This window comes from Campylobacter concisus, from assembly GCF_002913945.1.
GTDB lineage: Bacteria > Campylobacterota > Campylobacteria > Campylobacterales > Campylobacteraceae > Campylobacter_A > Campylobacter_A concisus_P.
On sequence record NZ_POZK01000023.1, the window covers coordinates 1 to 13,099 of the forward strand.

Here is a 13,099-nt window from a genome sequence, read left to right on the forward strand (position 1 = left end):
ATCAACCACTAGCTTTGATTCTTCAAGGCCATTTATATATGAAAGTATATCTTTAAAACCTCCCAAAAATGTCAAGTCAATATTTAAAATTTGCTCAATCTTTTGGAAATTTGGCTCTTTTATATCACTTTTTAACTCTAAAATTTTTATATTATTTTGCTTTGCTAAATATACGATGTTGTCTAAAAAAATTGCCCAATTTTGATCGTTAAATAATAAAAACGATAGTTCTTTTAGCTTTGAGTCAAAATGGGCATTAAATTTTAAAACACTAGAATATTTGCCTTTTAGCGCTTCAAGTATTTTGGACTCTTCATTTATTTTAAAATTTTTATCCCCACTAGGTGAGCTAGTCGATCTTAAATAATCTCTTGTTCTTGAAAGGTCATTGCTAATTTTAGTATGCGAATTAAATCTTTCATCATAAAAATCTTGCGACGGATCAAAGCAAAGCATATAAACAATATAAATAATAATTAAAGCTGAACCCAAAAAAATTATATTTGTTTCACTTTGTTTTTTTGCATCAAAATACTTATCTATTTTACTTAAAACATCTTGTCTCATTGTCTAATCTCTATACTTATATTACTTTCATACTCGTTGTTTTGCCTATCTTCTTTAATTTTTTTTGTATTTACTGAATATTTAGGCATCTTGCTAATATCTTTTATTAGCTGCGTAATCCTTTTTTCATTATCGCTAACAACTGTTACTGTTAAATTTTTATCGTTGTTTTTAATATTTGTTATAAAAATGCTATTGTTGTTTATCATATCTGTAATTTCAAAAAGATTTAAACCTTTCATTACGTAGTGATCTTTTTTGTTTTCAATTTCTTGAAGCAACCCTTTTCTAAAATTTAACTTCTCTTCCTCTTTATCAGTTAATCCTTTTATATCATTTTGCTCTTTTTTTAGTCTTTCAAGAGTATTTCTTATTTGTGCTGCTTGTGCATTAAGAACATCAAGCTCATCGCTTAGTCTTTGCGAATCTGCCTCTAAAATACTGCCAGCTATATAATTATAAAGTGGATAGGACATGCTTAGGCAAAAAGCAGCAGCACATGTCAGTATAAATTTACCACTTTTTCTTTTTGTGAATGGATCAGGTCTAAGCAAATTTGAGAAGTTAAAATCAGCATTAAAGGCCTCTTTTTTATAAAAATTTGCATACAAAGCCATCATATTATGCCGTTCGCTGATAGCTAAATTTTTAGAATTTATTACAGTGCTTGTATTTAATTTCGTAGCATTTGTGCCAAGCTTTGTATTGATAAATTTTTCAAAACGCTCTATTTTATAGTCGCAGTCAATATAGATATTTTTTATATTTATGCTATAGATTCTATTGACAACATTTATCGTGTCATTTACGTAAAATATATAGTCCTCAAAAACAGTATTTAGATCGTAGCTAAAGCCTTCTTCATTGCTATCTAAAAGTCCTCTTGTCTTTAGGATATTCAAAAAGCTTTCTAGGCTTACTCTTTCGCCACTTTGCTCTATAAATTTATCTTTTAGATAATTTAGTGTGTATCTTAAACCTCTTGATGTAAGGTATTCTCCATTTACATAAATGCTTATAAATGCTTCATCGGCCCTAAATGTCAAAAAACAATCACTCTGAGTGCTAGGAAGTAAGCCCTTTTTATAGATAGCACTATATAAGAGTGGCTCTACAACGACATAATCTATAAAAGGTACTCTTTTAGAAATATTTTTAAAAATTTTATTTATCGTTTCATTTGTAGCAATAAAAACATTAAAAATTCTATCTTCTTTTTCAACATTGCTGTCAAAATAAACTATTTTATAGTCAATTGCAGGATCTAGAGAGAGCTCTTCGTAAATTTTTATTGAGATATTATTTTCAATATCCTCATCATCTATTGTTCTTGAGATGTTTATGGTAGCTGTTATTATATCTTTGTACTCGATGTAAGATATAAAGAAGTCTCGCTTTAAAATATTCTTTGAGAGACTTAGTGTATCGACATTGCTATTAGAAAATCTAAAACCTTCATATTCGTAAGGATCTAGCGTAACGATTGGATTATCGTTAATTTTTCTAAGCTTTAACATAAAAATTTACCTCATAATGCTCTAATTGGGCTGTATTTTAATATTTTTACAATAAAAAATCAATAACCAATTATTTTATTAAGGCTCTTTTCTTCTTTACTCCAGCCTTTTTTAACGACTACATCGAGCTTTAAAAAGACCTTTGATCCGGTTAAATTTTGTATTAACTTTCTTGCAAAAATTCCTATTCGTTTTATCGTTTCACCATTCTTACCAATGATCATACTTTTATGAATTTCACGCTCAGTGATGATGCTCGCATAAATTTCAGTTATGCCAGGTTTTTCTTTTACGCTTTTTATGATCGCATCGCTAAGATATGGGACCTCATCGCTTAAATTTTCATAGATCGCTTCAAGTATAAATTCTCTAAAAATTTCTTTTTCATTTGTTGAAGTAAGAAATTCCGGATCGTAAAAATACTCATGCTCTGGCAAAAGCTTACAAATTTCATCAAGAAGCGGCTTTTTATAGGTTGGCTGCTTGGTGCTAAAGGCAAGCAAAGCTGTAAATTTATCTTGAAATTTTTGATATTGGGTGATCTTTTCTAATACTTTAGCGTTTGAGCTCTCATCGACTTTTGTTAGCACTAAGATATGTGGTTTTTCAGGATTTAGAGCTAAAAATTTTTCATAGTCACTTGTATCATCATGAATAGGCGCTAAAAATACGATGAGATCGCAGTCTCCCATCGATTTTATCGCTTGGCTGATTAGTAGTTGATTTATCGCCTTTGTGCTCTCGTGAAGTCCTGGCGTGTCGGTGAAGATGATCTGATCTTCACCATTCATCACGATGCCATTTATCTTTCTGCGAGTTGCATTTTGCTTGTGTGAAACGATGGCAATCTTTTCGTTTAGTAGCGCATTTAAAAATGAGCTTTTGCCAGCATTTGTGCGTCCTATGATGCTAACAAAGCCTGATTTCAAAGTATATACCTCGCTAGGTCTTGATCCTCAACCACGTCTTTTAGGCGCTCTTTTACGAGCTCTTTTGTCACATTTATCTTCTCGCCGCTCTTCTCGCTAGCCTCAAAGCTGACATCTTCTATCACGCGCTCGATCACGGTGTGAAGGCGTCTAGCGCCGATATCTTCCATCTTTTCATTTGCTGCGTGAGCGATCCTTGCTATCTCTCTTATCGCTTCATCGTCAAATTCTAGCTCGACATTTTCGGTTGAGAGTAGGGCGATGTATTGTTTTAAAAGCGAATTTTTTGGCTGGGTTAAAATTTGATAAAGTGCGTCCTCATCAAGGCTATCAAGCTCGACCCTTAGTGGAAAACGGCCTTGTAGCTCTGGGATGAGATCACTTGGTTTGCTTATGTGAAAAGCGCCAGCTGCGATAAATAAAATGTGATCTGTCTTTAAATTTCCAAATTTAGTATTTACATTTGAGCCCTCAACGATAGGCAGCAAGTCTCTTTGCACGCCTTCTTTGCTAGGATCTTGTCTGTTTGAGCTACCTGAGCCAACGGCTACCTTATCGATCTCGTCTATAAAGATGATGCCCTCGTTTTCAGCTCTTCTTAAAGCTTCAGTTTTTACGCTCTCAAGGTCTAAAATTTTATCATTTGCCTCGCTTTGAAGGGCTTTTTTAGCGTCTTTTACCTTCATCTCTTTTTTGATGTTTTTACCGCCGATGCCAATTATCTTTATAAAGCTCTCTTGCATCTGCGCCATGTCAGGTGGCACGTTTGAGCCAGCCTCAAGCGGATTTTGCTGTACCTCGATCTCGATACTTAGCTCGTCAAGCTCGCCGTTTCTTAGCCTATTTAGCATCTTTTCATAGCTCTTTGCGTACTCTGCTTGCTTCTCTTCGCTAGCACCTTTTGGAAGTGGTGGCAGTAGCTTTGAGACGATCTTTTCTTCGATGTAGGCGTTGATTTTATCTTGATTTTTTTCACTTTGCTCGTTTTTTACGAGATTATATGATGCCATAGCAAGGTCTCTTACCATACTCTCAACATCACGGCCAACAAAGCCAACCTCGGTATATTTGCTAGCCTCGACCTTGATAAATGGCAGTCCCATCATCTTTGAAAGACGCCTTGCGATCTCAGTTTTACCAACGCCAGTTGAGCCGATCATCAAGATATTTTTTGGCATGATGTCATCTTGCAAGCTCTTTTCAAGCTTCATGCGGCGGTAGCGGTTGCGAAGTGCGATCGCTATAATCTTTTTGGCGTCCTTTTGACCGATCACATAGTCATCTAAAAATTTAACAATTTCTCTTGGTGTTAAGTTCATTTTCTCTCTTATTCTAAAACATAAGTTTTAATGTTTGTATTTGTATAGATGCAAATTTCGCCGGCGATCTTGAGGCTCTCTTTAACTAGCTCCTCTTCGTCTATATCGGCAAATTTATCTAAGGCACGGGCTGCTGAAAGGGCGTAGTTGCCACCACTTCCGATAGCTGCTATCTTGCCATCTTCTGGTTCTACAACATCCCCAGTGCCACTAAGTAAGAAAATTTTATCCCTATCAAGCACAAGCATCATCGCCTCAAGCTTTCTTAAATACTTGTCTTTGCGCCACTCTTTGCTAAATTCTATAACCGCCTTTAGCAAATCGCCCTTTGTATGCTCCAAATTTTTCTCAAACATATCAAAAAGGTTAAACGCATCAGCAGTGCTACCAGCAAAGCCAGCTAGGACTTTACCGTTATGAATTTTACGAATTTTTACGGCATTTCCTTTTAAGACGGTGTTGCCAAAGCTCACCTGCCCGTCGCCGCCGATGACCGCTTTATTTTTGCCTTTGTAGGCTAAGATAGTTGTCGCATGAAACATCTACTCTCCTTGCACATCAACCTTCAAGCTCGCATTTATCGAGTGTCCTAGCTTTACATGAACGTCATAAAGGCCGACTGCTTTTAGGTGAGTGTCCATGTCGATCGCTTTTTTCTCGACAACTAAATGATGCGTTTTTTCAAGCTCTGCTGCGATCTCTTCTTTTGAAACTGAGCCAAAAAGCGAGCCATTTGCACCAAGAGTTTTCTTGATGACAACTGTCACTTTTTCAAGCTCTTCTTTAAGTTTTTCTAAATTTGCGATCTCATATTTTAGCTCTTCAGCCTTTCTTTTTTGAGCTGCTTCATATTGGCGAAGAACGTCTGGAGTAGCTGCTTTTGCAAAGCCTTTGCCGATTAAGAAGTTGTTGCCATAGCCGTCTTTTACCTCTTTTATCTCGCCAGCTTTACCAAGCGCCTTTACATCTTTTATTAATAATACTTTCATTTTTTTCCTTTTAAATTTTATTTTTAGTCAAATTTTCGCCCGTTTTTGCGTGCGATTATGAAGCGAAGTGCATTTAGTTTGATAAATCCCTCTGCATCTTTTTGGTCATACACGCTGTCTTCCTCAAATGTGCAGTATGCCTCGCTAAATAGATTATCATTTTTGCTGTTTCTGCCAAGAATGGTCACGTTGCCTTTATAAAGCTCAACTTTAACAGAGCCATTTACGTGCTCTTGACTCTTGTCGATGAGAGCTTGGAGCATATTTCGCTCAGGTGACCACCAGTAGCCGTTGTAAATTAGCTCAGCGTATTTTGGCATGATCTCATCTTTTAAGTGAGCAGCACCGCGATCAAGCGTGATGCTCTCGATCGCTCTATGAGCTTTTAGCATTATCGTGCCGCCTGGAGTTTCATAGCAGCCGCGGCTCTTCATACCAACTGAGCGGTTTTCTACGATGTCAAGTCTGCCGATACCGTGTTTTGCACCAAGGCGGTTTAGTTCGGTTAAAATTTCAGCTGGGCTCATTTTTTTGCCATTTATACTAACTGGATCGCCTTTTTCATAGCCGATCTCGATGATCTCGCTCTCATCTGGGGCATTTTTAGGGTCAACACTCCATCTCCACATATCATCTTCTGGTGCGTGGCTCGGATCTTCGAGCACTAGACCTTCGTAGCTTATGTGAAGTAAATTTGCGTCCATTGAGTATGGGCTCTTGCCTGGTTTTTTAGTGATATCTATGCCGTTTTTCTCAGCGTATGCTAAAAGTTTTTCACGGCTATTTAGATCCCACTCGCGCCATGGAGCGATGATAGTTAGATTATCGCCAAGTGCGTAGTATCCAAGCTCAAAGCGAACTTGGTCGTTGCCTTTGCCTGTTGCCCCATGACTCACGCCATCAGCGCCGACAAGTCTTGCAATCTCGCTTTGGCGTTTTGCTATTAGTGGACGTGCGATCGATGTGCCAAGCAGATACTCACCCTCGTAGACCGCATTTGCTCTAAACATTGGAAATACATAATCACGTACAAATTCTTCTCTTAAATCTTCAATAAAAATATTTTCAGGTTTCACGCCAAGCGCTAGGGCTTTTTTGCGTGCAGGCTCTAGCTCTTCGCCTTGTCCGATATCAGCTGTAAATGTGACTACTTCGCAGTTATATTCATCTTGAAGCCATTTTAAAATGATGCTTGTGTCAAGTCCGCCAGAGTATGCTAAAACCACTTTTTTTACGTCTTTTTTCATAGCTCTTCCTTTTGTTAAAATAGTCGTATTTTAGCCTAAATTGATTAATTTTTAATAAACTAATTTAATAAATAATGTAAGTTTTTTCTTAGAAAATTTTATAAAAAAGATTACTATTTAAAATTATGATAATTAATATTGTTTTAAAAGATACTTTGTTAAATTTCAAACTTTTTCAAATTAAATTTTTAAAAGGATATCCGTGAATAGATCAAAATTTATCGCCATTTGCCTTAGCGCTTGTGTGGCAAATTCTCTCTATGCAGTAGAGAAAGAGAACAACGAAACTAAGCTAGATGGCGTCGTAGTAAGTGCGAGTGGCTTTTCGCAACAGATAAAAGAAGCCCCTGCAAGCATAAGCGTGATAAAGGGCGAGGAGCTAACAAAAGATAGCTTTACCTCACTTCACTCAATCGCCCAAAAAGTGCCAGGCGTAAATGTCGTTGGTGGCGAGGATGGTCCAGCTAGTGGTATCTCGATACGCGGTATGGAAAGCTCTCAAACGCTAGTTTTGATAGACGGCAAAAGGGCAAATTCAAGCAGCGCAAATCCAAAGGGCGGAGCAGGGGATATGAACTCAAATTTCATCCCACCGGCCGAGGCGATCGATCGTATAGAGATCATCCGCGGACCTATGAGCTCGCTTTATGGTAGCGACGCAGTTGGAGGCGTTATAAATATTATTACCAAAAAAGACTTTTCAAAATTTAGCGGCAACGTCGGCATCTCAACCACGATAAACACTCACAAAGGCATAGGTGATGGCAGGCAAGGGGATTTTTACCTAAATTTACCTCTTTATAAAGAGTTTTTAGCGCTTCAGCTTTGGGGCTATAAAAAGCTAAGAGATGAGGATAGTTACGTTGGTGGCTACCAAAAAAGCGATAAGAGAAATTTAAGTGCAAAACTTTGGATCACGCCAGATGAACACAATAAATTTTTCATCCTTGGCTCAAACGAAAGACACGACTACTCGCGCACTGTTGGCAAGTCAGCCGATCCAGATCCAAAAAAGAACGTCTTAAATGCTTACGACTACGAGAAAAAGAGCTATGGCGTGGGTTATCTTGGAGAATTTGATAGCCTAAATGCCGATATCAGCTACATTTATGACCAGACGCAAAGAACGAGCCTTTTTGACAAATTTATACCAGCAAAAGCTAAAAATCATAACTTTAACTCAAAATTTACAACCTTTTTTGGCGCACACACTCTAACTTTTGGCTATGACTTTAGCAAACAAAATGTCGGCACGACCTTCATCATCTCAAACGCTTCAAAAAACGGCTTAAAAGATCCAAAGACCTACTCGATGAGCGAGCATGCGGGATTTATCGAAGACGAGTGGCAAATTTTAGATGAGAAGCTCTTTTTAACGCTTGGCTCAAGGCTCACACACAACGAATTTTTTGGCAACCACCTCTCGCCAAGAGCCTACCTAGTCTATAACGCCACAGATACGCTAAGCCTAAAAGGCGGCGTAGCAACTGGCTATAAAACCCCTGACGTCAATCAAATCTCCCCAGAAGTAGGCACTATCCAACGTGGCTGGACGATAGTCGATTTTGGCAATAAAGACCTAAAACCAGAAAAGAGCACGACTTATGAGGTTGGGGCGTATTATGACAATCAAGCTGATTTTAGAGGCTCGGTGACGCTTTTTAGAAATGAATTTAAAGATAAGATCCTAGACACAGACGGCAGTAACGTCAATAAAATTCCTGCCTTTGGCGCTTGCCCAGTAGGTGTGCGGGGTTGTCCTGGCTGGGGAACTTACTTTAATATAGAGGGTGCGACCGTTTGGGGTGTGGAGCTAAGTGGCGACTACGACATCCTTTCTAATTTAAATTTAAGCTCAAACTACACCTATAATAAGTCAAAGATAAAAACTGGCAACCCAACGATAAACACACCAAGGGGCGCTATGAAATTTAGCGAGACAAATCTTGCCAGACTTGACGCAAAAAGCCTTACCGCAACGCCAGAGCACGCACTTCACGCCACGCTTACATATAAACCTGTAAAAAGCGTTAAGACATTTTTTGGTGCAAACTACGAGAGCAAGCTAACAAGCGTACAATTTGGCCCTGGTAACAGAGTAAGAGAAAATGAGAAAAATTTACTTACATTTGATACAGGCGTCAGCTGGGACGCAAACAAGCATCTAACGCTTAGTCTAAACGCCTACAACATCTTTGATAAGGTAAGATACGAAGAGGCGCAAATAAATAACAAAGACTACTACTGGTATCCGCAAGAGGGCAGGAGATTTTGGTTTAAGGTCGCTGCAAAATGGTAAGAGCCTTTAAATTTTTGCTTTTTACGCTTGGCGTGACTCAAATTTTGCACGCAGGACCTAGCCAAACGCCTGAGCCACTTAGCCAAAAAGCTGCTAGTAAATTTGAAATTTCAACCTTTAAAATGAGCGCAAATGATGAAATTTATAAAATTTTCACAGCCAAGCTAAAGGGGCAAAATGAGTTTAAAAACGTGCTTTTTTTGCTTGATGCAAACGCCCAGTTCAACATGCTTTTAAATGAATTTGATGGCAAAGCTGCGCCACTAATAATAGGCATAGGATATGACACAAACAAAAGCTACGAAGTAGAAAAACGCACAAGAGATCTCACGCCAAAGGCAGAGGGCGAGGAGTTTAGCAAAGGTGGTGGCGCAGATGCGTTTTACTATTTTTTGACAAGAAATTTAGTGCCACTTATCGATCAGAAATTTAATGTGCAAGATCTCCCAAAAAGCCTTTATGGACACTCTTTTGGTGGTCTTTTTACACTCTATGCGTTGCTTAAAAATGAGGGTATTTTTCAAAATTTCTTTATCGCTTCACCATCTCTTTGGTGGGGTGAGTCTGAAATTTTAAAGCAAAATGTGAGCGAGGGTAAATTTAAAGAGAAACTAAAGGCTAAATTTGTTTTTCTCAGCGTTGGCGAGCTTGAAAAAAGAAAGGGCAAGACTGACAAAGCTGGCACTTTAAAGGCGAGTGATTTGGCTCAAATTTTAAAGCAAAGTGGGGTAAATTCTCACTTTGAGCTTTTTAAAAATGAAACCCATGGCAGCGTCATACCTCTAAATTTAAAAGAGCTTTTAAAATATCTAAAGGATTAAAAATTTAAGGCTATTTTTGTTAAAATCCGCCGCATGAGAGTAGACAAATTTTTAAACGTAGTAAATATCACCAAAAGGCGTGCCGTTAGCGAAGATATGTGTAAAAGCGGCGTTGTGAGCATAAACGGCGTGCAGGCAAAAGCGGCAAAAGATGTAAAGATCGGCGATGTTATTACCATCAAATTTCTAGCTCGTGAGGCAAGATATGAGGTGCTGGCGATCCCAACTACAAAAAGCATACCAAAAAGCGCTCAGAGCGAATACGTAAAAGAGCTTTGATGGTTTTTGAGCTTTTAGAAAATGAGCTTGACCGGCTTGTGCGGGTGCTGCCAAAAAGTGGCGTGGTGCTACTAAGTGGTGATCTAGCAAGTGGCAAAACGACGCTTGTAAAGGCGATCATCAAGGCTCATGACGTAGATGAGAGCGTGACGTCTCCGACATTTTCATTGATGCAAATTTATGGTAAAGATATCTATCACTACGACATTTATCAGATCGGTTTTGACGGGATGGCAAAAAACGGCCTTTTTGAAAATTTATTTGAAGAGGGGCTTCATCTAGTAGAGTGGGGCGATGAAAATTTAGAAAAAGCTCTAAAGAAAAATGGCGAGAGCTATACGTTAGTAAAAATTTCTCCTAGCAAAAATGGCAGAAAATACGAGGTTATAAGTGCATAAACTAGAAGTAAAAGATCTAAAAAAGACGATCAAAAAAAGTGAGATCATAAAAGGTATATCTTTAGAGGTAAATAGCGGCGAAGTCGTTGGGCTTCTTGGGCCAAATGGCGCTGGAAAGACGACTACTTTTTATATGATCTGTGGGCTCATCTCACCAACTAGCGGAGATGTCTTTTTGGATGATCAAAAGATCACAAGTGTTCCACTTCATAAAAGGGCACACCTTGGCATCGGCTATTTACCGCAAGAGTCAAGCATATTTAAAGAGCTAAGTGTAGAAGAAAATTTACTTCTCGGAGCTGAAATTTTAGATCAAAACACAGAAGAGATCTCTAAAAAAGTAAATGAGATGCTAAATATGCTAAACATTGAGCCTATTCGCCTAAGAAAGGGTGTTAGCCTAAGTGGTGGCGAGCGCAGACGCTGTGAGATCGCTAGAAGCCTCATCATAAAGCCAAAATTTTTGCTACTTGATGAGCCATTTGCGGGCGTCGATCCTATCGCTGTTAGCGACATCCAAGGTATCGTTAGAGACCTTAAAAAGCTAGGCATCGGTGTTTTGATAACTGACCACAACGTCCGTGAGACGCTAGCTATTTGCGACAGAGCCTACGTTATCAAGGATGGCTCACTTCTAGCAAGTGGCAGTGCGAGCGAAGTGGCAAACAATAAGCTCGTTAGAACGCACTATCTTGGCGAAGAATTTAAGCTACTTGAGTAGATGATGCTAAGGCAAAAGCAAACTTTAGCGCCAAAGATAAAACTAAACCAAACGCTGCGAAGCTGGCTTCCCATCCTTCAAAGCGGGCTTGATGAGCTAAAAGAGACGCTTGAGCCTTTTATAAAAGACAATCCTTTTGCCACGATTGAACATAAAAATTTAGAAAAAAGCGAAAAAAAGCGAAATTTTTTTGAGCAAGTCAGTAAAAATTCAGTAAGTGAGAGTATCGAGGCTTTAAGCATCTACAAAGAAAGCCTCTATGAAAAGCTAATTGGTCAAATCAATCCGCCACTTTTCCCCACGCAAAAGTCTCAAGATATCGCATATAAGATCATCGAGTGTTTGGACGATGAGGGCTATTTTTCTTATGATGATGAAATTTTTGCAGGCTTTAATGAGGGCGAAGTAGAGCGGGTTAGAGCGAGATTTGCCTACCTTGAGCCATGTGGCATTGGTGCAAAGGATGTCAAAGAGAATTTTTTGTTTCAGCTAAGCGAGGCAGAGGCGAGTGATGAGATCATCGAGTGCACAAGAAAGATCATCTTAAATTTTGAAAATATAGAAAAGCTTAGAAAGCTTAAATTTTATGACGACGCGCTAAAGATCATAAAGAAATTTAAAAATCCACCGGCGATTGAGTATCTTGAAGATAAAAAAGAAGCAGTACCTGACATCTTCGTGCTAAGCACAAGTAGCGGCATAAGTGTGCAGATAAATGACGATTACTATCCTGAAATTTTGGTTGATACCGAGGGATTAGACGAGAAAGAGGCCTTTGTAAGCTCGCGCATAAAAGAGGCAAGCGAGCTCATAGACGCACTTGAGATGAGAAAAGCGACGCTTTATAAGATAGGGCTCATGATAGTTGAGTACCAGTATGACTACTTCTTGGGCGGCGACATAAAGCCTATGAAGCTAAAAGACCTAGCAGACGAGCTTGGGCGTAACCCATCAACCATCTCAAGAGCGATCGCAAATAAATATCTAAGCTGCTCAAGAGGTACGGTCGCACTTAAAAATTTCTTTTCAACTGGCTTTGACGATGAGATCTCAAACGCTGCAATAAAGGAATTTTTACTAGAGCTCATTAAAGGCGAAGACCACAAAAAACCACTTTCTGATCTAAAAATTCAAGAGCTAATCCAAGCTAAATTTAATATCCAAATCGTTCGCCGAACTATCACAAAATACCGCAAAATTCTAAACATCGGTAGCTCAAGCCAGCGAAAAAGAGTCTATCAGATAAACGGCTAACTACCACTCATTTACAGCAAAAAGTATGGCCTTGCGCATCTGCGCAAAAAGCTCATTGCTAAACTCTTCGTACTCTTTTCCACGTTTTTTATATTGTGACATGCCCGCTGCATCGTCGTTCCAAGAGCCCATACCACCAAAAACATCAGCCAAGCTTGCCGCAGCAAAAAGAGCTAAATTTTTCTTTGGCATAAGCGGTGCATTAAATATCTTTTGATCATCATTGCTTGAAGATCTAAGTGATTTTAATGCACCGCGAAAACACTCACCAAAATTCTCACACTCTATCTTATCTGCAAAGGCCGCTATCTTGGTAAGTATGGCCATAAAAGCCTCTGTGTTGTCACTAAAATTTTCTAAATTTACATCTTTTTCAAGACCGAATTCTTTATATATTATGTCCCAGCCTCTTTGACCTTTGTTGTATCTCCAGTAGGGCACGAAGCAGCTCATGTGCTCTTTAAAAATGCAGATGATCGATTTTGCGGTAGAGTTTGAAAAGCTAAGCAATAAACGTTCATCTGATGAGCCAGTTAAATTTGCAGTAAGTCTTACATCGCTCAATCCAAGTTTTAATGTGTACTCAAACCACTCATTTACGCTATTTGCCCTATGGCCTGAGAGAAAGTGAAAATTTATACTATTTTCGTAGCTAGTGCCATTATACAGGATAGGAGAATTTGACTTTATGGCCTGCTTTACGGCAACAATAATGGCGCATATATTAAACATTTCACCATTCATTTTTTCTCCATTTAA

At 38.6% G+C, this 13,099-nt stretch carries 14 protein-coding genes; 6 read left to right on the plus strand and 8 right to left on the minus strand.

The genetic code is table 11. From position 1 onward, the window contains the following. The 7 genes from CYP64_RS05355 to CYP64_RS05385 form a co-directional block, all read right to left on the minus strand. On the minus strand, nucleotides 1-567 hold a 567-nt coding region (locus tag CYP64_RS05355; RefSeq protein ID WP_103648959.1), incomplete at its 3' end, for a pilus assembly protein PilO. Beyond that, nucleotides 564-2,084 carry a C4-dicarboxylate ABC transporter gene (locus CYP64_RS05360; protein ID WP_103648960.1) on the minus strand — a complete coding sequence of 507 codons (1,521 nt, stop codon included), beginning with the start codon at nucleotides 2,082-2,084 and terminating at the stop codon, nucleotides 564-566. The genes CYP64_RS05355 and CYP64_RS05360, both read right to left, overlap by 4 nt. Nucleotides 2,085-2,143: 59 nt before the next feature. Beyond that, complete coding sequence (gene era, locus CYP64_RS05365; RefSeq protein WP_103648961.1) at nucleotides 2,144-3,013, minus strand: GTPase Era; 870 nt, start codon at nucleotides 3,011-3,013, stop codon at nucleotides 2,144-2,146. Then, the gene (hslU, locus tag CYP64_RS05370; protein ID WP_103648962.1) at nucleotides 3,010-4,332 is read right to left on the minus strand and encodes an HslU--HslV peptidase ATPase subunit; all 1,323 of its coding nucleotides are present in this window, start codon (nucleotides 4,330-4,332) and stop codon (nucleotides 3,010-3,012) included. Before hslU ends, era begins: the two co-directional genes overlap by 4 nt. An 8-nt stretch (nucleotides 4,333-4,340) precedes the next feature. Continuing rightward, entirely contained in the window at nucleotides 4,341-4,874 is a 534-nt protein-coding gene (gene hslV, locus CYP64_RS05375) for an ATP-dependent protease subunit HslV (protein ID WP_002940451.1), read from the minus strand. Beyond that, nucleotides 4,875-5,321 carry a 50S ribosomal protein L9 gene (gene rplI, locus CYP64_RS05380; protein ID WP_054196623.1) on the minus strand — a complete coding sequence of 149 codons (447 nt, stop codon included), beginning with the start codon at nucleotides 5,319-5,321 and terminating at the stop codon, nucleotides 4,875-4,877. A gap of 23 nt (nucleotides 5,322-5,344) precedes the next feature. After that, a complete protein-coding gene (locus tag CYP64_RS05385; protein WP_103648963.1) occupies nucleotides 5,345-6,568 on the minus strand; it encodes an argininosuccinate synthase in 1,224 nt (407 codons plus the stop codon). A 202-nt stretch (nucleotides 6,569-6,770) separates the two neighbouring features. Between CYP64_RS05385 and CYP64_RS05390 the strand changes: the two genes are divergently transcribed. The 6 genes from CYP64_RS05390 to CYP64_RS05415 are packed head-to-tail and all read left to right on the plus strand — an operon-like array spanning nucleotide 6,771 to nucleotide 12,340. After that, nucleotides 6,771-8,867, plus strand: coding sequence for a TonB-dependent receptor domain-containing protein (locus CYP64_RS05390; RefSeq protein ID WP_103648964.1), 2,097 nt, complete (start codon nucleotides 6,771-6,773; stop codon nucleotides 8,865-8,867). Continuing rightward, nucleotides 8,861-9,688: an alpha/beta hydrolase gene (locus CYP64_RS05395; RefSeq protein WP_103648965.1), complete on the plus strand. Its 828-nt coding sequence runs from the start codon at nucleotides 8,861-8,863 to the stop codon at nucleotides 9,686-9,688. Before CYP64_RS05390 ends, CYP64_RS05395 begins: the two co-directional genes overlap by 7 nt. Nucleotides 9,689-9,721: 33 nt before the next feature. Next, the gene (locus CYP64_RS05400) at nucleotides 9,722-9,967 is read left to right on the plus strand and encodes an RNA-binding S4 domain-containing protein (protein WP_002940508.1); all 246 of its coding nucleotides are present in this window, start codon (nucleotides 9,722-9,724) and stop codon (nucleotides 9,965-9,967) included. After that, nucleotides 9,967-10,365 carry a tRNA (adenosine(37)-N6)-threonylcarbamoyltransferase complex ATPase subunit type 1 TsaE gene (gene tsaE / locus CYP64_RS05405; RefSeq protein ID WP_103648966.1) on the plus strand — a complete coding sequence of 133 codons (399 nt, stop codon included), beginning with the start codon at nucleotides 9,967-9,969 and terminating at the stop codon, nucleotides 10,363-10,365. The genes CYP64_RS05400 and tsaE overlap by 1 nt, the downstream gene beginning before the upstream one ends. After that, entirely contained in the window at nucleotides 10,358-11,086 is a 729-nt protein-coding gene (lptB, locus tag CYP64_RS05410) for an LPS export ABC transporter ATP-binding protein (protein ID WP_103648967.1), read from the plus strand. Before tsaE ends, lptB begins: the two co-directional genes overlap by 8 nt. A gap of 3 nt (nucleotides 11,087-11,089) precedes the next feature. Next, complete coding sequence (locus tag CYP64_RS05415) at nucleotides 11,090-12,340, plus strand: RNA polymerase factor sigma-54 (RefSeq protein WP_258032967.1); 1,251 nt, start codon at nucleotides 11,090-11,092, stop codon at nucleotides 12,338-12,340. Here the strand turns inward: CYP64_RS05415 and CYP64_RS05420 are convergent, their stop codons facing one another. After that, complete coding sequence (locus CYP64_RS05420; protein WP_103648969.1) at nucleotides 12,341-13,084, minus strand: hypothetical protein; 744 nt, start codon at nucleotides 13,082-13,084, stop codon at nucleotides 12,341-12,343. Between the last annotated feature and the right edge of the window lie 15 nt (nucleotides 13,085-13,099).